This is a genomic window from Falsihalocynthiibacter sp. SS001 (genome assembly GCF_042445055.1).
GTDB lineage: Bacteria > Pseudomonadota > Alphaproteobacteria > Rhodobacterales > Rhodobacteraceae > Falsihalocynthiibacter.
Window position 1 is genome coordinate 755,533 of record NZ_CP170339.1, and the last position, 19,958, is coordinate 775,490.

Here is a 19,958-nt window from a genome sequence, read left to right on the forward strand (position 1 = left end):
GGCTTTGCGGGAGTTTTGCTTTTGTGTCAGGGAGTGTCAATGCTTTTGCCGCATTGCAGCGAAGGCCACGCATACGATTGAGCGTGGCCTTCTTTCATACCAACTATTCAGTGGTATCTGTTTTGGTTTTCTTCTTTGCCGCAGGTTTCTTTTTTGCAGTTGTCTTCGCTGCGGCTTTTTTCTTGGGGGCCGCTTTCTTGCGCGTACCCTTTTTCGCAGCTTTCTCAGCAATCCATGCGACAGCCTGTTCCATTGTCACGTCATCGGGCGAGACTTCCTTGGGGATCGTCGCGTTGACCTTGCCCCACTTCACATAGGGTCCGTAACGCCCGTCCAGTACGTTGACTGGGCCGCCCTCATCCGGATGTTCGCCGAGTTCTTTCAATGGTTTGGCCGCTGCGCCACGCCCAGTCTTCGCTGCTTTTTGCGCCAAGACCTCAACCGCACGGTTCATGCCAATTGTAAACACTTCGTCCACATCTGCAATGTTGGCATATACTCGGCCGTGCTTAACATAGGGGCCATAGCGCCCAATGCTGGACTCAACCATTTCACCATCTTCGGGGTGGGGGCCGATCTCGCGCGGAAGGCTCAAAAGCATCAAGGCTTTATCAAGGTCAATCGTGTCTGGCGCCCAGCCGCGTGGCAAACTCGCGCGCGGTGGCCTCTTGTTCTCTTCAGTTGCTTCGCCGCGTTGAACGTAAGGGCCAAAGCGACCAGAGCGAAGGCTGATTTCATCTCCGGCATCTTCGCCCAAAACGCGATCTCCAGTTGCATCGCTATCGCCGCCAATCGGACGTGTGTAGCGGCATTCCGGGTAATTTCCGCAGCCCACGAAGCCACCCGTCTTGGATGTTTTCAAATGAAGCTGACCCTCGCCACAAAGAGGGCAAACCCTCGGGTCAGAGCCATCTTCGCGCGGTGGGTAAAGTGTAGGAGCAAGTACCTCGTCCAAGTGATCAAGCACTTCGGAAATACGCAACTCCGAAGTTTCACCAATCGCCGCCGAGAAATCTTTCCAGAAATGCGCAAGCACTTCTTTGTAATCGCGATCGCCAGCGCTGATGTCGTCGAGCTGTGCTTCAAGGTCGGCGGTAAAATCATAGCCAACGTATTTGCGGAAATAGTTGGTTAGGAAAACAGTAACGATCTTACCCTTATCTTCTGGAATAAGGCGGTTTTTCTCTTTGCGAACGTATTCGCGATCTTGGATCGTGGTCACAACACTCGCGTAGGTGGACGGGCGACCAATGCCCAATTCTTCCATACGTTTTACAAGCGTCGCTTCGGTGAAGCGTGGGGGCGGTTGGGTAAAGTGCTGTTGCCCAAGGACAGTAGCATCCTCTGTCATGACTGCACCGCTATTGCGTTGCATTCCGGCGCCTGCTGCCTCGACGACACTGTCTGATTTTTCACCTTTGGCGAAGTCGGCCTGCAGCGCACCTTTGATCAAAGGTGCGGCGTCCCCTTCTGAAATTTGTGGCAAGCGTTTGTCGTCTTCATCCTCAGAGTCATCACGACCTTCGGTATAGACTTTCATAAAGCCGTCAAACGCCACAACCTGACCTGTCGCGCGCAGCATAACTTGCTCGTCTTCGGATCCGATATCGACTGTGGTGCGCTCCAACCGTGCGTTAGACATTTGGCTTGCAAGCGTGCGCTTCCAGATAAGATCGTAAAGTTTGCGTTGGTCGGCCTCTAGCTTAGAAAGTTGGCTCGCGTCGAGCGTCATATCCGTTGGGCGGATACACTCGTGCGCCTCTTGCGCATTCTTTGCCTTGTTCTTGTAAACGTTGGGCTTTTCAGGAGTATAGCTCTTGCCATAACGCTCTTGAATTGCTTCGCGCGCCGCGGTCACCGCTTCGGGCGCCATGTCGATGCCGTCCGTACGCATATAGGTGATATAGCCGGCCTCATATAGACGCTGCGCGGTACTCATTGTTTGACGCGCGCCGAACCCGAATTTGCGGCTCGCTTCTTGTTGGAGCGTCGAGGTCATGAACGGCGCAGAAGGGCTGCGGTTGGCGGGTTTTGCCTCTACGCGCTTTATGGTCAGCGGACGACTAGAAACTGCTTGAACAGCGAGTTCTGCGTCTGTTGCGTTCGCGAGGTCGAATTTGTCGAGTTTCTTGCCGCCAAGAATCGTCAGGCGAGCTTCGAATTCTTTGCCGCGTGGTGTGCCGAGAACGGCCTTCACGCTCCAATATTCGCGTGCATCAAATGCGTCGATTTCCTGTTCCCGCTCAACGATCAGACGCAGGCAAACCGATTGAACACGGCCCGCTGACTTCGCGCCTGGTAGTTTGCGCCACAGTACGGGCGAAAGGTTAAACCCAACAAGGTAATCCAATGCGCGACGGGCCAAGTACGCCTCGACCAATGGCGTGTCCACTTCGCGGGGGTTTTTCATCGCTTCGGTGACCGCAGCCTTGGTGATCGCGTTAAACACGACACGGCTGACGGGGGTGGATTTCTTGATGACCTTGCGCTTGGTCAGGGCCTCTTGCAGGTGCCAGGAAATCGCCTCTCCCTCTCGGTCGGGGTCGGTTGCGAGGATCAGTTCGTTGTCTTCGGCGAGGGCATCGGCGATGGCTTTGACGTGCTTGCGGCTGTCATATCCGACCTCCCATTTCATGTCGAAGTCGGCGTCGGGATCGACCGATCCGTTCTTCGCGGGCAGGTCGCGCACGTGTCCATAGCTAGCGAGAACGGTGTAGTCCTTTCCCAAATAACTATTGATTGTCTTGGCTTTGGCCGGCGATTCGACGACTACAACGGGCATAAAATTCCTCTCGACTCACATGGAGCTTATGGCGGCGCAAAATGGGAGCGGATTGATATGATTGTCAATGGGAAGCGTAAATCAATTAATGAACGCGCGTTAGAAGTCCACCGCTCGCACGTTCAATTTGGCCGTTGATCTCCAGATTTACAAGCTCCGAGCTCACTTGATTAGCAGAGAGCTTAAGATCACGGATAAGTTGGTCCTCGGAGAGCGGAGTTGGGCCAAGGCGATCCAGGATGCGACGATGCAGGTCCGTTGTATCACAGGTGACTTCTTTGGTTTCTAGTTCGGGCGCTGTTGCTTCTTCTATATTACCCGCTATGCCCGAAAGCTGTTCAAGAATGTCATCAAGATTGCGCACAAGCGTTGCGCCGTCGCGCAAGAGCATATTACTCCCCGCTGAGCGCGGGTCGAGCGGATGACCGGGTATCGCCATAATCTCGCGGCCTTGGTCCAGTGCGTTGCGTGCTGTGATGAGTGTTCCAGAGCGAGCGGCGGCCTCTATTACGACAAGGCCACGTGAAAGGCCCGCGATAATTCGATTGCGCTTGGGAAAGTGTCTGGCTTGAGGGGTGAGGCCGATCGGATCTTCGGAAATGCGAAGGCCGCGCGCCCCTAAATCCCAAAACAAATCGGTGTTCTCGCGGGGATAGATTTTGTCGACACCACCTGCTTGCACCGCGATCGTTCCCCCCTCAAGAGCGGCTTGATGACAAACTGCGTCAATCCCGCGAGCCAGCCCAGATACAACGACGATACCGTGTTCCGATAAGCCAGAAGCAAGTTTGCGCGCCATCCGCTCGCCGAGCGAGCTTGCGTTGCGTGCGCCGACCATGCTGACCATCGGGCGCGACATTAGATCAGTATCGCCGATAGCCCAGAACAGAGGAGGCGCATCCTCTATCTCCATAAGAGATTTCGGATATTGCGGATCGCCATAGCAGATCATTTGTGCGCCGACTTTATATGCTGCTTCTAGTTCGTCTTGGACTATGGATTCTGGGCAGGTTTTATAGTCAGTCACACCTGCTGTACGTGCGATCTTGGGTAAGGCGTCAAGCGCTTCGGCGGCAGTTCCGTATTCTCGCATCAAGCGAAAGAAGGTCGAAACCCCAACGCGCCGTGAGCGAATGAGACGGAGCCACAGTCCACGCGTTTCCTCAGTGGTGGGTGGGGTGAGGGGTGTGGTTGAAGAAACGATATCTTCGTGCATTGCGGCTCCGTCAGCTAACATCTGCAAGTTACGGGCTAGATGGTTAACAAGTGGTTTACGCAATATGGAATTAGATTTTTCGCGGAATATCTATAAATAGCAATGGGTTATGTTCGGGTAGAAAAAGGCGGAGAACTAAGAAAGTAGCTCCGCACAATATATTTTCCGAATCGATAGGCCGGCTAAGCGGCGCTTCCGCCTACAGTTAGGCCGCCAATCAAGAGGGTTGGCTGGCCGACACCAACGGGCACCCATTGTCCAGCCTTGCCGCAATTCCCAATTCCTGGATCAAGGGCCATATCATTCCCGATTGCGCGGATTTGCTTCATCGCTTGAGGGCCATCGCCTATGAGAGTGGCGCCTTTGACCGGCTCGCCAACCACACCGTTCTTGACGCGGTAAGCCTCGGTGCATGAGAACACGAACTTACCAGAAGTGATATCAACCTGACCGCCGCCGAACCCAACGGCGTAGATTCCGTCTTTTACGTCCGCGACGATGTCCTTGGGGTCTGCATCGCCATTGGTCATATATGTATTTGTCATGCGCGGCATGGGAGTGTGGGCATAGCTTTCCCGCCGTCCATTCCCCGTGGGGGCCACTCCCATAAGTCGTGCGTTTTGACGGTCCTGCATATAGCCAACGAGAATTCCGTCCTCGATCAATGTATTCTTGCCGCTTGGCGTGCCTTCGTCATCAAAGCTGATAGAGCCGCGACGATCTGGAATAGTGCCGTCATCCATCACTGTTACGCCTTTGGCGGCTACTTGTTGACCGACGAGGCCGCTGAATGCGGAGGTGCCTTTGCGGTTGAAATCCCCCTCAAGCCCGTGTCCGACAGCTTCGTGAAGTAGAATTCCGGGCCAGCCCGCGCCAAGTGCTACGTCCATGATGCCCGCAGGGGCAGGGACCGCGCGTAAATTCACCAACGCAATTCGCAGGGCCTCTCTTGCCACAGACTGCCAGTGCTCGGGCTCAAGCAGGCCTGTCAGCGCGGCGCGTCCGCCGCCGCCCATGCCACCGGATTCGCGGCGGCCATTTTCCTCGACAATGACCGAAATATTCAGGCGGCTCATTGGGCGGGCGTCGCGGACGAGCAAACCGTCGGGGCGAAGGATTTCCACTTCCTGCATAGAGGCCGCCAACGTTGCCGATACTTGGACGATCCGTTTGTCGAGGGCGCGTGTGAAAGCGTCGATCTCTTTGAGGAGATCAATCTTCACGGGGAAGGTGGCCTGCGCAATCGGGTTCACATCGGAATAGAGCCGTTGATTCGTCTGAACGGGCGCTTCTGCGAGGGTGCCGCCGCCATTTCCAACCGCAAGGCGCGCCGTTTCGGCCGCGCGCAGCATTGCTTTGATCGAAACTTCGGTAGAATGGGCAAAGCCAGAAGTTTCTCCGCGTACTGCGCGGAGGCCAAACCCCTCACTCGCGTCATAGCTCGCGGTTTTTACTCGCCCATCGTCAAACACGAGTGCTTCGGAGCTGCGGCGTTCAAGAAACAGTTCGCCATCATCTGCACCTTCTGTCGCGCTTTGCAAAATTTTCAACGCCTCATCTTGATCCAATGTAGTATCAAACGGGCGAAAACGGGCGTCGGACATGGGGGTTCTCCGGTTTTTTCGCCATTAAACAGGCGAAGCGGCTGTATGCCGCATTTAAATTTGCTTGTTCTACTGCGTCTAATATGGTTTTTGGCGCAACAAAGACAATGGGATTCCAGCCAAAGGGCAGGATGAAAGCGATAGCCGGGGGCCACAGGCCCAAGCGAACAGGAAATAACTATGCGATTTTTGACCAAATTTTCAGCCCTCTCAGCTTCGGCTCTTGCGGTTGCAAGTGCTGCCAAAGCTCAAGATGCGTTGGGTGATCTCGAAGTTATAGGTAAGCCTCTCGAGAAAGGGATCGGCTTTCAGCCTGCGGCGACTGAGCTTGCGCGTGAGCTTCAATGGCTCGACGGAATGATTCTTTGGATCATCACCGCGATTGTTATTTTTGTGACTGCTTTGATCCTTTGGATCATGTTCCGCTATTCTGCAAAACGTAACCCGAAGCCCGCAACGTTCACGCACAACTCGCCTCTTGAGGTGGCATGGACATTGATCCCGATCGTGATTCTGATCTTTATCGGTGCGTTCTCGCTTCCTGTTCTGTTTAAACAGCAAACCATCCCGACTGCGGATGTGACCATCAAGGCCACAGGCAGCAAATGGTTCTGGACATATGAGTATGTGGACCACGGATTTGAGTTCGACAGCTATATGATCGGTCAGCCAGCCTCCCTCGGCGACGAAGACGGCGACGTAACACCATATGTTCGCGATGCGGCAATGGACGCGATGCTTGAGCGTAACGGCTATTCTCCTGAAGATTTCCTTCTGGCGACGACAACTGCTGTTGTTATTCCTGTGAACAAAACAATCGTTGTTCAGACAACTGGTGCGGACGTTATCCATAGCTGGGCTATGCCTGCGTTTGGTGTGAAGCAGGACGCTGTTCCTGGCCGTTTGGCTGAACTCTGGTTTAAGGCCGAGAAAGAAGGCGTATACTTTGGTCAGTGTTCAGAGCTTTGCGGCAAAGACCACTCCTATATGCCCATCACAGTTAAGGTCGTGAGCGAAGAAGCCTACGAAGAGTGGCTAAAAGGCGCAGTCGACGAGTACGCAGGGACACCGCTGCCGCTTACTGTTGCGTCGAACGACTAAACGCTGATCCAATCTGAACGAGCGGTGCCTTACGGGGCGCCGCTATCTTGACTAATTATAAGGCCCAAAGGGACCTCTAATGAGCGACGCGAGTATACAAACTCAATTGAACGCCAATGAAGGCGACGCAGGCTTTCGCGACTTTGTTGCGCTGCTGAAGCCGCGCGTGATGTCGCTTGTGGTGTTTACGGCGTTGGTTGGCGTTCTCGTTGCGCCTACGCCAGTGCATCCGTTTATCGTTTTCACATCTATCCTTTTCATCGCGCTGGGTGGTGGTGCTTCTGGCGCATTGAATATGTGGTGGGATGCCGACATCGACCGCTTGATGAAGCGCACACAGTCGCGCCCTATTCCAGCAGGTAAAATTGCAGAGGGTGAGGCGCTAGGCTTTGGCATGGCGCTCTCGGGCATTTCTGTTGTCATGCTCGGGCTGGCGGCGAATTTTGTGGCTGCGGCAATTCTTGCGTTTACGATCTTTTTCTACGTGGTGATCTATACCATGTGGCTTAAGCGCTGGACCCCACAGAACATCGTGATTGGTGGTGCGGCTGGCGCGTTCCCTCCGATGATTGGATGGGCGGTTGCGACGGGCGGCATTTCGATTGAGTCGATCCTTATGTTTGCGATCGTATTTATGTGGACACCGCCGCACTTTTGGGCGCTGGCGCTCTTTATGAATGATGACTACAGCAAGGCCAAAGTGCCCATGCTAACCGTCACGCATGGCCGCAAGTCCACCCGCAAACATATCTTGGTCTACACACTCTTGCTTGCTCCGGTTGCGTTGAGCGCGAGCTTTACGACAATTGGCGGGCCGATCTATTTCGCGGTGTCACTTATTCTGAACGCACTCTTTATCAAAGGCGCGATTGACCTTTGGAAGCGCGATGAAACAACCGCCGAAGCAGATAAATATCTGCGCGAGCGCAAGTTCTTCAAGTTGTCACTCTACTATCTGTTCCTGCATTTCACTGCACTGCTTATCCAAGCCGCAGTCGATCTATCATGGGGAGCGATACTCTAATGGCTCCTCGTGTAGAACATGAATTGCACAAGCGCCGGCTGGGGCGGAATGTCGGGCTTGGGCTCGTGCTGCTTGGCTTTGTTGCGATTGTATTTGCTCTGACTTTGGCCAAAGTACAACGTGGCGAGCCCATCGAAGCTTATGACCATACGCCCAGCCGTACATTGGAACCTCAGGCCGGAGACAGTAACTAATGGCAATGCAAAATACGCAAAGAACCGCAATGTACGCTGTTGGTGTTGTTGTTCTGATGGGGGCGTTGGCTTGGGCGTCTGTGCCATTCTATAGCTGGTTCTGCCGCGTCACCGGATTTGGCGGGACAACGGCAGTTGCGGAAGGCGGCGCAGATGAGATTCTAGATCAGATGATCACGATCCGTTTCGACGGCACGGTTTCGCCTGATCTGGATTGGGAATTCAAACCTGTTGTACGTCAGATGGACATCCGGATCGGCGAAACAGGCCTAGCTTTCTACGAAGCAACAAATCCAACAGATCGCCCAATCGCGGGGACAGCAGCTTATAACGTTGCCCCATACGAAGCGGGTGGCTTCTTTACAAAAATCGACTGCTTCTGCTTTACCGAACAGGTACTGCAGCCGGGCGAATCCGTCATGATGCCCGTGAGCTTCTATGTTGATCCAGAAATCGTAACGGATAGGGATGCAAAATACGTGCATCACATTACCCTGTCCTATACGTTCTACGAAACCGAACTGCCTGAAGATGTAGCAAGCCTATCTGCTACATCCGAGGCGAATGTTAACTAAGTCCCAAACAGGGGATCCCTATGGCACACGCTAAAAACCACGACTATCACATTCTCAGCCCCTCGATCCTGCCATTCCTTGGCGCGATAGCGGGATTTGTTATGCTCTTTGGCGCCGTTCTTTGGATGCACGGCATTACAGCATTTATGTTCTTTATCGGCCTCGTCGCCGTTCTCTATGTGATGTACGCATGGTGGGCAGAAGTGATCGTCGAAGCAAACCAAGGCGACCACACACCGGTCGTAAAAATCGGTCTGCGCTATGGCGTGATTATGTTCATCATGTCCGAGGTAATGTTCTTTGCCGCTTGGTTCTGGAGCTTCTTCAAGCACGCAATGTACCCGATGGGGCCTGAATCTCCTGCTGTTGACGGCGTTTGGCCGCCCGTTGGTATCGAGACTTTCGATCCTTGGCACCTGCCGCTCATCAACACGCTGATCCTGCTGTGTTCCGGTGCCGCTGCAACATGGGCGCACCACGCAATTGCGCATGAAAACAACCGCAAAGACCTTGTTACTGGCCTTGCGATTGCGATTGCCCTTGGTGCGATCTTTACTGTCTTCCAGATTTACGAATACAGCCACGCTACGTTCGGTTTCTCTGGCAACATCTACGGCGCGAACTTCTTCATGGCGACTGGTTTCCACGGTTTCCACGTGGTCATCGGTACGATCTTCCTCGCTGTTTGCCTTATCCGCGCAATGAACGGTGCCTTCACACCTGAAAGCCACGTAGGCTTTGAGGCTGCCGCTTGGTACTGGCACTTTGTTGACGTTGTTTGGCTTTTCCTCTTTGCGGCTGTTTACGTTTGGGGTGGCTAAGCGTCCGAAGTACGGATGAATAAAAAATTAGAGGCGCGGGCATGGTCCGCGCCTTTACAGTTCAAGAAGTGAGGCTGCTTGTTATGCGGCGCAACATGCTCCTACCGTTGATATTTGGATTGCTTGGTACTGCGATCCTTTGTTCGTTGGGAACATGGCAACTCAAGCGCATGGCTTGGAAAACCGAGGTCCTCGCCGCAATTGATGCCAAGATACTCGCGGAACCCGTACCCATTCCATTAAGTGTTTCACAAGACGAGGATCAGTTTCTTCCCGTCCGTGCCACTGGTTCCATTGGCCCCGAAGAAATTACGATACTTGCGAGTGTTCAAAAAGTCGGCCCCGGCTATCGGGTGATCGCGCCGTTTGAAATGACGGATGGTCGGCGCATCCTCTTGGATCGTGGATTCGTTGCAATCCCTGCCAAAGACGCCCCACGCCCCAAGGTCGAAGCAACCATAACCGGCAATCTATTGTGGCCGGATGAGTTGAACAGCTCCACCCCATCGCCAGACACCGAGGCGGGAGTATGGTTTGCACGGGATATCCCTGCATTGGCGGAGGCACTCAATACTGAGCCGATCCTCATGGTGCAGCGCGAAACCACAGAGGAAAACCTTGTAACTACACCATTTCCTGTCGATTCTTCTGGTATTCCCAACAAGCATCTGGAGTATGTTGTGACTTGGTTTGGGTTGGCAATTGTATGGTTAGGGATGACAGCGTTCTTTCTGTGGCGTATCAGGCATAGAAGCGTCTAAAGGCGAGAGTAAAATGCACTATGTTTCTACAAGGGGCCAAGCGCCCGAATTGAATTTTGAAGATGCCATGATGACTGGTCTTGCGCGCGACGGCGGGCTCTATGTACCAGCAGAAATTCCTACCATGTCGCCGGATGACATCGCCGCATTGGCTGGCAAATCCTACGAAGAGATCGCATTCATCGTGATGCGCCCATTTATTGGCGACACATTTAGCGATCAAGAATTCAAAGACATCATTGCGCGCGCCTACGCAGGCTTTCGTCACGAAGCCCGCGCACCTATGGTGCAACTGGCACAGAACCACTTCCTGCTAGAGCTTTTCCATGGCCCGACATTGGCGTTCAAAGACTTCGCGATGCAGCTCATTGGTCAGTTGTTTCAAGCGTCTTTGTCACGCTCGGGCGAGCGCGTCACGATCGTTGGCGCGACGTCTGGAGATACTGGCTCTGCCGCGATCGAAGCGTTTCGTGGCTTATCGAATGTCGATGTGTTTATCCTGTTTCCGCATGGGCGCGTTTCGGAAATTCAGCGTCGCCAGATGACGACACCCGCTGATAGCAACGTACACGCCTTGGCCGTGGACGGTGATTTTGACGACTGCCAAGCGCGTCTCAAGGATATGTTCAACGATTTTGAATTCCGCGAAGGTGTGAAGCTTGCTGGCGTGAATTCAATCAACTGGGCACGTGTCTTGGCGCAGGTTGTTTACTATTTTTCCTCGGCTGTCGCGCTTGGTGCACCACATCGCGAGGTTTCATTCACCGTCCCGACAGGAAATTTCGGGGATATTTTCGCGGGCTACATCGCCAAGAAAATGGGCCTTCCTATTCGTGAGTTGGTGATCGCGACCAATCAGAACGATATCCTTCACCGCACGATGGAAACGGGTGCCTACACCAAGGCCGAGACCGTTCCATCGAGCAGCCCCAGCATGGACATTCAAGTCTCAAGTAATTTTGAGCGCGCGCTCTTTGATATGTATGGTCGTGATGGAAATGCGGTCGCCCAGCTTATGGAAGAGTTGAAATCCGGAAGCTTTAAGATTTCCCAAGGCCCCCTTGAGGCGCTTCGCGAGACTTTCTCTTCGGGCCGCGTATCCGAAGAAGAGTGTGCCGCGACCATCAAAGAGATGGCAGAAACGACGGGCGAGGTCTTGTGCCCTCACACTGCGGTGGCGGTGAAGGTTGCCAAGGCGCACTTGGGCGAAGTCCCCATGATAACACTTTCAACGGCGCATCCTGCTAAGTTCCCTGCGGCAGTTGAAGCCGCTTGCGGAATAGTGCCTGATCTTCCGCCGCATATGGCGGACCTCGCAGACAAGCCAGAGCGCGTCACGCGTGTTCCGAATGATCTCTCGGCGCTTCAGGCGCTTGTTCACGAAAGGCGCGCCCTTTGACTTGCCAGCTAACCACCCTAGACAACGGGTTCCGCATCGTTTCCGAAAACATGCCGGGCCTAAAGAGTGCGAGTATTGGCATTTGGGTCATGGCTGGCGGTCGTCACGAGCGACTTGAACAAAACGGTATTGCTCACTTTCTTGAACATATGGCGTTCAAGGGGACGACGACCCGCAGCAGCCTTCAGATTGCCGAAGCGATCGAAGATGTGGGCGGTTATATCAATGCCTACACCAGCCGCGAAATGACCGCATACTATGTGCGCGTGCTCGGCGAGGATGTTGGGCTTGGGCTCGATGTGATTTCCGACATCCTGCTAAACCCGACCTTTGATCCCGAGGAAATCGAGATCGAGCGCGGCGTAATCCTTCAGGAGATCGGCCAAGCACTAGATACGCCCGATGATGTGATTTTCGATTGGCTTCAGGGGGCATCCTATCCCAAGCAACCCATCGGACGCACAATTCTAGGCCCTGCAGAGCGGGTTCAGAATTTCACGCGGCAGGACTTGGCAGGTTTTGTTCACGAGCGTTACGGCCCCGCCCAGATGATCCTCTCGGCCGCGGGTGATGTTGACCATGCCGCACTGGTCGAGGACGCGACACGTTTGTTTGGGCATCTGACCAATCGCGTGAGTGAAGTTGAAGTTCCCGCAGAGTTCATTGGCGGCCAAAAACGTGTCGAGAAGGATCTAGAGCAGGCGCATTTTGCGCTCTGCTTTGATGGCCCCGGATACCGTGACGATGCAATCTACACCAGTCAGATCCTTGCTTCGGCACTTGGCGGTGGTATGTCGAGCCGACTGTTTCAGGAAGTCCGTGAGAAACGCGGGCTTTGCTACACGATTTTTGCGCAGGCTGGTGCGTTCTCGGATGGTGGAACAACCACGATTTATGCTGGAACTGCGGGCAATCAACTTGCCGCTTTGGCAGATATTACAGCCACCGAAATTCGTCGTGCTGCCGAAGATATGAGCGATATCGAGATTGATCGTGCTCGCGCACAGATGAAAGCTGGTTTGCTGATGGGGCTGGAAAGCCCGTCGAGCCGTGCAGAGCGCCTCGCGCGTCTTGTGTCGATTTGGGGGCGGGTGCCAGACTTGGCCGAGACCGTTGCCAAGGTTGATGCCGTTTCACGTCATGACGTAACAGATATGGCGCGTCAAATGTCGGAAGAACCGCGTATCTCCCTTGCGACATATGGACCAGAAGCAATGTCTGTATCTGTCGATGATATTCGCGAGCGATTGGTTGGTTGATGTTGCTGCGACGCAAGAAAGTCTTCATTGAATCCGAGCGCATGACGCTGCGCTTGCCGCAGCATTCAGACTATCGAAGTTGGGCAGCATTACGCCATGCGAGCCAAGAGCATCTGGCGCCGTGGGAGCCAGCATGGTCCGCAGATCATCTGACTCGAAAGGCGTTCACAAATCGAGTGTATTGGGCCCAGAGATCGGTGATTTCCGGTACTGCTTTGCCGCTGTTTCTAACGCTTCGCCAGACTGGAGATGTGTTAGGCGCGGTGACGTTGGACAATATTCGTCGTGGACCATCACAGGCGGGCACGCTCGGCTATTGGATCGGCGCGAAATACGCGCGTCAGGGGTATATGCGCGAGGGTATTGAGGCGCTGACGCATTACGCGTTCACCGTTCTTGACTTGTCGCGACTGGAAGCTGCGTGTTTGCCCGAAAATAGAGCTTCGCGCGGGGTTCTGGAACGCTCGGGTTTCAAATACGAGGGTGTGGCGCAGAGCTACCTGCAAATTGCGGGGCGCTGGCGTAATCACGTGCTTTATGCCAACCTGCGTGGCGATCGTCGCGGTAAAACCGGAGTTCGTTAGGGGGCAAAATGCTTAATCCGCTCACGTCTGATTTCGTTACGCATTTGGCTGAAATGCTGCCGAGCGACACCATCCGTACAGCTTCTCCAGCCTATTTGGAAGAACCGCGTGGTCGCTATCACGGGCAGGGAACGCACGTAGCGCTTCCACGGACCGTAGAGGACGTTTCAAGTATCGTTGCCGCGTGCAACGACGCACGAATTGGCGTGGTGCCGTTTGGTGGCGGTACGGGCCTCGTCGGTGGGCAGGTCGCGATTGATACCCCGCCGCCACTTATTCTGTCGCTTGAGCGGATGAATGCTATCCGCGAGGTTTATCCCTACGAGAACGTCCTAATTGCCGAAGCGGGAGCGATCCTTGCAAATGTTCAGGCGGCGGCAGAGGAGGTTGATCGCCTATTCCCGCTTTCACTCGCTTCTGAGGGATCATGCCGTATCGGTGGCAATCTGGCGACCAATGCGGGTGGCCTCAATGTTCTTCGGTATGGAAATACGCGCGATCTGTGCTTGGGGCTTGAGGTCGTGTTGCCCTCAGGACAAATCTGGAACGGTCTGACGCGCCTGCGTAAAGACAACACGGGGTTTGATCTGCGCAATCTTATGATCGGATCTGAGGGGGCGTTAGGCGTGATCACCGCCGCGACGTTGAAGCTCTTCCCGCGCCCCGCGGAACGTGGAGCCGCGGTGATGGTGGTGCCAGACCCGACCGCGGCTTTAAAGCTTCTTAACCTCGCCCAATCAATCGCAGCGGGCGAGGTGTCGGCGTTTGAGTTAATCCACCGAACGGGATTAGAATTCTTATCCGAAAAATTACCCGAAGTGCGGCTGCCGTTCGACGATGCACCTAAGTGGATGGTGCTTGTTGATTTGGGGACGTCAGCAGGGCGTACACCCGATGCTTTGCTTGAAACTTTATTCGAAGAGGGGCTCGCCGCTGGATTGGTCATGGATGGGTTGATCGCCCACTCTAACGCGCAGCGAGAACAGCTCTGGGCAGTCCGTGAACGCATTCCGGAGGCGAATAAGGCGATCGGTTCGATTGTGTCGCATGATGTTTCGCTTCCGCTTGGAAGCATTGCCGATTTCATCACTGAGGGCCGCAAACGATTGGCCGCAATTGGTGATATGCGTATTAACTGTTTTGGCCACCTTGGCGACGGAAACCTGCACTTCAACGCTTTCTCAGCCAAAGGTAAATCGCGGGATGCCTATGACGATAAGCGCTCAGCGATTCAGAAGTGCGTTCATGATCTCGTAACAGAGATGGGCGGCTCTATTAGTGCGGAACATGGCATCGGCCGCTTGAAGGCGGCTGATCTGGCGCACTATGGCGACGCGGGGAAACTAGCGGCAATGCGTGCGATCAAGGATGCGCTGGACCCAAACTGCATTATGAACCCAGGCGCAGTCCTCGCTTAGCGATCAGAGCCCTTCGAACTCGCAGAGCGTGGTCACATCCATACCCATGGCCTCAAGCTTCTTGCGGCCACCAAGTTCCGGCAGGTCGATCACAAAGGCACAGCTTACGACGTCACCCCCAAGGCGCTCGATGAGTTTGATGCCTGCTTCTGCGGTGCCGCCAGTTGCCAAAAGGTCATCCACCACGAGGACTTTCTCACCTGCTTGAATGGCATCATCGTGAATTTCCACGATCGCTTCGCCATATTCCAGAGCATATTCTTGGCTAATCGTCGTTCCCGGCAATTTGCCCTTTTTGCGGATTGGAACGAACCCCACCGAAAGTTGATGCGCAATCGCGCCGCCGAGAATAAAGCCGCGGGCCTCAAGGCCAACAACCTTGTCAATCTCCATGCCAGCGTAGGGGTGCAGCATCTGATCAACGGCCATCCGAAACCCGCGTGGGTCCGCAAAGAGCGTTGTCACATCGCGAAACAATATCCCTTCATGCGGGAAATCGACGATGGTGCGAATATAGTCCTGTACGGTTTTCTTAGACATAGGTTCCGTCCGTTGTGAGAGGATCGTTTAAGTGAATTTATCCGAGCTTAATTGCCCAAAACGCGCCCTGCGATGGCATCCAATTTCGCCAGCACTTCAGGATCGCGAGCGTCAGGGGCGGTGAGAATTGCGTACTCTAGCGCCTTATCGCAACCATGTTCGCAATCCTTGCGCTCACTGGTGAGCAGCTTGGGGAGTTCGGCAACCATGCCCCGTGCCTTGTCGGCATTTCCAAAAAGGGTTTTGATAATGTCGTTCACGTCCACTTCGCCGTGGTCCGGATGCCAGCTATCATAGTCAGTGATCATGGCGACGGATGCGTAACAAAGCTCCGCTTCGCGCGCTAACTTCGCCTCTGGCATATTGGTCATGCCGATCACGTCGGCACCCCAGCTTTCTCGGTACATTTTGCTCTCGGCGAGGGTAGAAAATTGCGGCCCTTCCATCGCAAGATATGTCCCGCCGTCATGCACATTTATGCCCTGCGACTTTGCCGCTGTCAGGCACGCTGCTGACAGGCGCGGGCAAGTTGGATGAGCCACAGAAACATGCGCGACGCACCCCGTTCCAAAGAACGATTTTTCACGGGCAAATGTGCGGTCGATGAACTGATCCACGATAACGAAATCACCGGGCGCCATTTCGTCTCGGAAGCTGCCGCAAGCAGAAACAGAGATCACATCCGTAACGCCCAAGCGCTTGAGCGCGTCGATGTTTGCGCGATAGGGAACGGTCGTTGGGCTATGCTTGTGCCCACGTCCATGACGCGGGAGAAAAGCCATTTTGACGCCGTCGAGCGTACCTGTCAGGATTGCATCACTGGGGGCGCCCCAAGGGGTGTCTACGGTCGTCCATTCGGCATTTTGAAGGCCATCAATTTCGTACAGCCCAGAGCCGCCAATAACACCGATCATTGTTTCGCGCATATTATCCCCTGTTATTCGTCTGGCCGTTTCAGGCTAAAGGTTTGTTCCACCTGAGTATAATCTTTGTATCCCAATCGTGCGAGGGGGCTAAAGGTTGTTACATCAAAGATTCCATCAACAAGGCAATCATCGCGAAGGTGAACGCCAACTACCTCACCAAAAACAACGAAATTCGCGGTGCCGGGAAGTTGGACAATCTGGGTCAGTTTGCATTCAAGGTTCGCTGGTGCCTCTGCAACTCGGGTTGCGCTTATTTGATGGCATTCGGCCTTGGCGAGGCCAGCGTGTTCAAATTCGTCGGCATCCTTTGGCAGGGACGCAGAACTCGCGTTCATCTGGTCACGCATCGCGTATTCAACGATATTGACGCAAAAGACACCTGTTTCGCGAATGTTGGAAACGGAATCCTTCGTGCCGTCGCGGTCTGGCTTAATTCCAGTTGACGCAAACATCACTTGCGGCGGTTCGTATGCCACAGCATTAAAAAACGAATAGGGCGCGAGGTTGTCGTTACCGGCGCTATCGCGCGTGGAAATCCACCCGATAGGACGAGGGGTTACGACTGCGTTAAACGGGTTATGTGGCAACCCATGACCATTTCGGGGCTCGTAGAACATTTCTGGCCTTTCTTATGTTTGAACAAGAGGTAACGCCGTGCTAGGGGCGTTGCCAGAGAAAAACGTAGGCTTTGCAAAAGCTGTCGGTCGGAGAGCGGCGTGTACGGGATTGAACGGGAAACACCGGCGGATAGTTGGGAAGTAGAGGCGCTATATGACCTCTGCTTCGCGCCAGGGCGTGAAGCGCTGTCCTCTTATCGACTCCGTGAAGGTGTACCGCCTATTGCGGTGCTGTCACTGGTGGCGCGTGATACAGACGGCATCGTCGCGGGCGCGATCCGGTATTGGCCAGTTGTCGTTGGGGGGCGGAATGTACTTCTCCTCGGGCCTGTCGCGGTGCACCCAACGCGGCAGGGCGAAGGTCTGGGCGATATGCTGATCCGTACAAGTCTGGATATTGCCAAAGATGCTGGCTGGGAACGGGTGATGCTGGTTGGCGATCTGCCCTATTACACGCGCTTTGGTTTTGAAGTTCTGCCCGATGTGGTGATGCCAGCGCCGAGCAACCCGTTGCGCGTGCTAGGTAAATCCTTGGTCGAGGATGGATGGAATGGCTGTACTGGCGATGTGTGTAAGATAGCTTAGCTATTTCGCAAGATATGTTTGCCCAGCAGGTAAGTAATCGCCATATGCGTACCGCAGAATAGCAAAACCGTTAGCGCACCCGCGCCCGAATATGCCAGCAGAGCCATAAGGAGCGAGTCGCTAACCTTTAACGTAACGGTTGCAGCTACGCTGGCAGTGATGAAGCCAATTGGTAAGTATCTGAACATCGTGCACCTCCAATCGCAGGATAGCATTCGTCGCGAGTGCTCGGTGGGTGCGAAGGAGTAGATCAGTGGTGCAAACGTATAGTCGCGAGGCGCCCTAAGGATTTGCCGCCAGATGCGTTGCAAGCCATTCCTGAACCGCCGGACGAACAGACTGTGCGCCACTTTCTCTTGCAGCATCAATAACCTGCTTGGCTTCTGCAAGATCGACGCGGCGCAAAAGGTGCTTCACGGGCCCGATTGACGCGGGGCGCATCGACAGTACCCGAAATCCCATCGCGGCGAAGCAAAGCGCCTCAATTGGTCGGCCAGCATCTTCGCCACAGAACGAAATCGGTGTCTGGGTTGAATTACAACGCTCAACGATATTCTCAAGGAAGCTTAGGAAGCTAACGTTAAGCGTGTCGTAACGCTTACGCACAAGCTCGTTTTCGCGATCCGCCGCAAAGAAGAACTGCTTCAGGTCATTCCCGCCGACGGAAATGAAATCGCACATTTCAAAGAACTGCTGCGGCGCATAGGCGAGGGAGGGCGTTTCGAGCATCGCACCGACTTCGACACGTTCAGGCAGGATGTGCCCAAGGCGCGCTTCGTTCTCTAGCTCTTTTTCAAGGATGCTGCGGGCCACACGATATTCGTCAAATTGCGCAACGAACGGGAACATCACCGACATTGGCCGCCCTTCACAGGCGCGAATAAAGGCTTGGAGCTGCATACGCATCACGCCTGGCTTATCGAGGCCAAGTCGGATCGCGCGCCAACCCATTGCTGGGTTCGGTTCATCTTGTGGCTTCATATAAGGGAGCACTTTGTCCGACCCGATGTCGAGCGTGCGAAATACGACGCGTTGCCCGTCTGCGGCGTTGAGAACGCGTTTGTAGAGCTCAACCAACTCGCCACGCTTTGGCATTTGATTGCGTACCAAGAACTGCAACTCGGTACGAAACAGGCCCACTCCTTGGGCGCCAGAGCTATTGAGCGATGGAAGGTCAGCCATTAGCCCCGCGTTCATAGAGAGGGTAATCTCTGTGCCATCTCGTGTTATCGCGGGTTTGTCGCGGATAGACGAATAGCGTTCCGCAGCAGAGGTCTGCATCGCCATTTTGTCGCTAAACGCAGTCTCGACCGAGTCATCAGGCCGCAAGTGCACGATGCCCTGCTCGCCATCCACCAAAATGTGATCGCCGTTCAGGGCTTCGGTGGTAATGCGGCTTGCGTGGATCACCAATGGAATGGCCAGCGCACGGGCAACGATTGTCGCGTGACTACCGACAGAGCCTTCTTCCAGCACGATCCCTTTGAGTGAGCGACCGTACTCCAGCAACTCGCCAGGCCCGATATTACGCGCAACGAGGATCGGGTTGGCCGGCATCTCTGCGCCTGTATCCTTGCCTTGCCCCGTAAGAATGCGAAGCATCCGGTTCGAGAGGTCATCTAGATCGTGGAGCCGCTCGCGGAGATATGGGTCCGGAACCTGACTCATCCGCGCACGTGCGATCGATTGCTCTTTCTCGACTGCAGCTTCTGCCGAAAGGCCGCGCGCGATGTCTTCTTCCATTCGACGCATCCAACCCTTGGAGTTGGCAAACATCCGATATGCCTCAAGGACTTGCATCTGTTCTTTGTCGCCTGTCGAAGCACCCGCAAGCATTTGGTCGACGGAGATACGAAGCGTGTCGACGGCCTCGTGAAGGCGGATGCGCTCTGCCTCGGGGTCGTCCGCGACTGGGTTGGTGATCACGACGCGCGGTTCGTGTAGGTAAACCTGACCTTGTGCCGTTCCTTCTTGGGCAACGCTGCCGCGGATCATGACCGGTTGCTGGTGACGGGCGGAAAGCGCCGCACCCTCACCGACAAATGCGCCAAGCTCGGCCATTTCCGCGAGCACCATGGCGACCACCTCTAGGGCGTAAATTTCGTCATCAGAAAAAGTGCGCGCGATTTTGGACTGCACAACCAAGACGCCAAGGGTCTCGCCCAGTCGCTGAATTGGCACGCCGAGGAAACTGGAATAAATCTCCTCGCCCGTTTCAGGCATAAACCGAAAGCCTGGCTCTTTGGGAGCGTCGGCGGTATTGACTAACTGGCCCTTCTTGGCGACGCGCCCGACAAGCCCTTCGCCCAGGCGCATCCGAGTCTGGTGGACCGCTTCGGCCTTGAGGCCTTCGGATGAGCACAACTCAAGCGTTTCGTCATCGCGAAACAAATAGATCGAGCACACTTCTGTTGAGATCGAATCGGCGATCAGGTGCGTGATGTGGTCGAGACGCGCCTGACCTTCGGCTTCGTCGCCGAGGGTCTCTCGCAGCCGCACAAGCAGCTTTCGACTCTCGCTTTCAGTCGACTTATCAGAAGAATTGGCCATTT

Annotated in this window: 19 protein-coding genes; 11 read left to right on the top strand and 8 right to left on the bottom strand. The window is 54.7% G+C overall.

Annotated elements, in window-relative coordinates:
- Positions 1-103: 103 nt before the first annotated feature.
- From topA to tldD, 3 genes are all read right to left on the bottom strand, one after another.
- A complete protein-coding gene (topA, locus tag ACFE33_RS03790) occupies positions 104-2,782 on the bottom strand; it encodes a type I DNA topoisomerase (RefSeq protein WP_380057115.1) in 2,679 nt (892 codons plus the stop codon).
- 85 nt (positions 2,783-2,867) lie between these two features.
- Positions 2,868-3,998 (bottom strand): DNA-processing protein DprA, encoded by a 1,131-nt coding sequence (gene dprA, locus ACFE33_RS03795; RefSeq protein WP_380057118.1) that lies wholly within the window; start codon positions 3,996-3,998, stop codon positions 2,868-2,870.
- A 182-nt stretch (positions 3,999-4,180) separates the two neighbouring features.
- Positions 4,181-5,602: a metalloprotease TldD gene (gene tldD / locus ACFE33_RS03800; protein WP_380057121.1), complete on the bottom strand. Its 1,422-nt coding sequence runs from the start codon at positions 5,600-5,602 to the stop codon at positions 4,181-4,183.
- Positions 5,603-5,782: 180 nt separating this feature from the next.
- Between tldD and coxB the strand changes: the two genes are divergently transcribed.
- The 10 genes from coxB to ACFE33_RS03850 all read left to right on the top strand — a co-directional run bounded on the left by coxB (position 5,783) and on the right by ACFE33_RS03850 (position 14,738).
- The gene (gene coxB / locus ACFE33_RS03805) at positions 5,783-6,703 is read left to right on the top strand and encodes a cytochrome c oxidase subunit II (protein WP_380057124.1); all 921 of its coding nucleotides are present in this window, start codon (positions 5,783-5,785) and stop codon (positions 6,701-6,703) included.
- Positions 6,704-6,782: 79 nt separating this feature from the next.
- Complete coding sequence (gene cyoE / locus ACFE33_RS03810) at positions 6,783-7,727, top strand: heme o synthase (RefSeq protein WP_380057127.1); 945 nt, start codon at positions 6,783-6,785, stop codon at positions 7,725-7,727.
- Entirely contained in the window at positions 7,727-7,921 is a 195-nt protein-coding gene (locus tag ACFE33_RS03815) for a hypothetical protein (RefSeq protein ID WP_380057130.1), read from the top strand. Before cyoE ends, ACFE33_RS03815 begins: the two co-directional genes overlap by 1 nt.
- Positions 7,921-8,496 (top strand): cytochrome c oxidase assembly protein, encoded by a 576-nt coding sequence (locus ACFE33_RS03820; RefSeq protein ID WP_380057132.1) that lies wholly within the window; start codon positions 7,921-7,923, stop codon positions 8,494-8,496. The genes ACFE33_RS03815 and ACFE33_RS03820 overlap by 1 nt, the downstream gene beginning before the upstream one ends.
- Before the next feature lie 20 nt (positions 8,497-8,516).
- Positions 8,517-9,317 carry a cytochrome c oxidase subunit 3 gene (locus ACFE33_RS03825; protein WP_380057135.1) on the top strand — a complete coding sequence of 267 codons (801 nt, stop codon included), beginning with the start codon at positions 8,517-8,519 and terminating at the stop codon, positions 9,315-9,317.
- Positions 9,318-9,400: 83 nt separating this feature from the next.
- On the top strand, positions 9,401-10,078 hold the full coding sequence (locus ACFE33_RS03830) for an SURF1 family protein (RefSeq protein WP_380058649.1): 678 nt from the start codon (positions 9,401-9,403) through the stop codon (positions 10,076-10,078).
- Positions 10,079-10,091: 13 nt separating this feature from the next.
- Positions 10,092-11,477, top strand: coding sequence for a threonine synthase (gene thrC, locus ACFE33_RS03835; RefSeq protein WP_380057137.1), 1,386 nt, complete (start codon positions 10,092-10,094; stop codon positions 11,475-11,477).
- A complete protein-coding gene (locus tag ACFE33_RS03840; protein WP_380057139.1) occupies positions 11,474-12,736 on the top strand; it encodes a M16 family metallopeptidase in 1,263 nt (420 codons plus the stop codon). The genes thrC and ACFE33_RS03840 overlap by 4 nt, the downstream gene beginning before the upstream one ends.
- Complete coding sequence (locus tag ACFE33_RS03845; protein ID WP_380057142.1) at positions 12,736-13,320, top strand: GNAT family N-acetyltransferase; 585 nt, start codon at positions 12,736-12,738, stop codon at positions 13,318-13,320. Before ACFE33_RS03840 ends, ACFE33_RS03845 begins: the two co-directional genes overlap by 1 nt.
- 8 nt (positions 13,321-13,328) lie before the next feature.
- A complete protein-coding gene (locus tag ACFE33_RS03850; protein WP_380057144.1) occupies positions 13,329-14,738 on the top strand; it encodes an FAD-binding oxidoreductase in 1,410 nt (469 codons plus the stop codon).
- A 3-nt stretch (positions 14,739-14,741) separates the two neighbouring features.
- Here ACFE33_RS03850 and ACFE33_RS03855 read toward each other — a convergent pair whose 3' ends face one another.
- The 3 genes from ACFE33_RS03855 to ACFE33_RS03865 are packed head-to-tail and all read right to left on the bottom strand — an operon-like array spanning position 14,742 to position 16,821.
- On the bottom strand, positions 14,742-15,278 hold the full coding sequence (locus ACFE33_RS03855) for an adenine phosphoribosyltransferase (protein WP_380057147.1): 537 nt from the start codon (positions 15,276-15,278) through the stop codon (positions 14,742-14,744).
- A gap of 47 nt (positions 15,279-15,325) precedes the next feature.
- On the bottom strand, positions 15,326-16,204 hold the full coding sequence (locus ACFE33_RS03860; protein ID WP_380057150.1) for an S-methyl-5'-thioadenosine phosphorylase: 879 nt from the start codon (positions 16,202-16,204) through the stop codon (positions 15,326-15,328).
- A gap of 11 nt (positions 16,205-16,215) precedes the next feature.
- Positions 16,216-16,821, bottom strand: a complete 606-nt coding sequence (locus tag ACFE33_RS03865) for a flavin reductase family protein (RefSeq protein ID WP_380057153.1) — start codon at positions 16,819-16,821, stop codon at positions 16,216-16,218.
- Between the two features lie 99 nt (positions 16,822-16,920).
- Between ACFE33_RS03865 and ACFE33_RS03870 the strand changes: the two genes are divergently transcribed.
- Positions 16,921-17,406 carry a GNAT family N-acetyltransferase gene (locus ACFE33_RS03870; protein ID WP_380057156.1) on the top strand — a complete coding sequence of 162 codons (486 nt, stop codon included), beginning with the start codon at positions 16,921-16,923 and terminating at the stop codon, positions 17,404-17,406.
- On the opposite strand, the gene ACFE33_RS03875 is transcribed toward ACFE33_RS03870, so the two are convergent.
- Together ACFE33_RS03875 and ptsP are read right to left on the bottom strand one after the other, a co-directional pair.
- Positions 17,403-17,594: a hypothetical protein gene (locus ACFE33_RS03875; RefSeq protein WP_380057159.1), complete on the bottom strand. Its 192-nt coding sequence runs from the start codon at positions 17,592-17,594 to the stop codon at positions 17,403-17,405. The two genes, ACFE33_RS03870 and ACFE33_RS03875, sit on opposite strands and share 4 nt — an antisense overlap.
- Positions 17,595-17,688: 94 nt before the next feature.
- The gene (gene ptsP, locus ACFE33_RS03880; protein WP_380057161.1) at positions 17,689-19,956 is read right to left on the bottom strand and encodes a phosphoenolpyruvate--protein phosphotransferase; all 2,268 of its coding nucleotides are present in this window, start codon (positions 19,954-19,956) and stop codon (positions 17,689-17,691) included.
- Between the last annotated feature and the right edge of the window lie 2 nt (positions 19,957-19,958).

Bases quoted from the DNA above. Each gene is read 5' to 3' on its own strand.
- tldD (WP_380057121.1), bottom strand. From the start codon at position 5,602: ATGTCCGACGCCCGTTTTCGCCCGTTTGATACTACATTGGATCAAGAT.
- ACFE33_RS03875 (WP_380057159.1), bottom strand. From the start codon at position 17,594: ATGTTCAGATACTTACCAATTGGCTTCATCACTGCCAGCGTAGCTGCA.
- ACFE33_RS03825 (WP_380057135.1), top strand. From the start codon at position 8,517: ATGGCACACGCTAAAAACCACGACTATCACATTCTCAGCCCCTCGATC.
- ACFE33_RS03860 (WP_380057150.1), bottom strand. From the start codon at position 16,204: ATGCGCGAAACAATGATCGGTGTTATTGGCGGCTCTGGGCTGTACGAA.
- topA (WP_380057115.1), bottom strand. From the start codon at position 2,782: ATGCCCGTTGTAGTCGTCGAATCGCCGGCCAAAGCCAAGACAATCAAT.
- ACFE33_RS03865 (WP_380057153.1), bottom strand. From the start codon at position 16,821: ATGTTCTACGAGCCCCGAAATGGTCATGGGTTGCCACATAACCCGTTT.
- ACFE33_RS03855 (WP_380057147.1), bottom strand. From the start codon at position 15,278: ATGTCTAAGAAAACCGTACAGGACTATATTCGCACCATCGTCGATTTC.
- ACFE33_RS03830 (WP_380058649.1), top strand. From the start codon at position 9,401: ATGCGGCGCAACATGCTCCTACCGTTGATATTTGGATTGCTTGGTACT.
- ACFE33_RS03820 (WP_380057132.1), top strand. From the start codon at position 7,921: ATGGCAATGCAAAATACGCAAAGAACCGCAATGTACGCTGTTGGTGTT.
- ptsP (WP_380057161.1), bottom strand. From the start codon at position 19,956: ATGGCCAATTCTTCTGATAAGTCGACTGAAAGCGAGAGTCGAAAGCTG.
- thrC (WP_380057137.1), top strand. From the start codon at position 10,092: ATGCACTATGTTTCTACAAGGGGCCAAGCGCCCGAATTGAATTTTGAA.
- ACFE33_RS03815 (WP_380057130.1), top strand. From the start codon at position 7,727: ATGGCTCCTCGTGTAGAACATGAATTGCACAAGCGCCGGCTGGGGCGG.
- coxB (WP_380057124.1), top strand. From the start codon at position 5,783: ATGCGATTTTTGACCAAATTTTCAGCCCTCTCAGCTTCGGCTCTTGCG.
- cyoE (WP_380057127.1), top strand. From the start codon at position 6,783: ATGAGCGACGCGAGTATACAAACTCAATTGAACGCCAATGAAGGCGAC.
- ACFE33_RS03850 (WP_380057144.1), top strand. From the start codon at position 13,329: ATGCTTAATCCGCTCACGTCTGATTTCGTTACGCATTTGGCTGAAATG.
- ACFE33_RS03845 (WP_380057142.1), top strand. From the start codon at position 12,736: ATGTTGCTGCGACGCAAGAAAGTCTTCATTGAATCCGAGCGCATGACG.
- dprA (WP_380057118.1), bottom strand. From the start codon at position 3,998: ATGCACGAAGATATCGTTTCTTCAACCACACCCCTCACCCCACCCACC.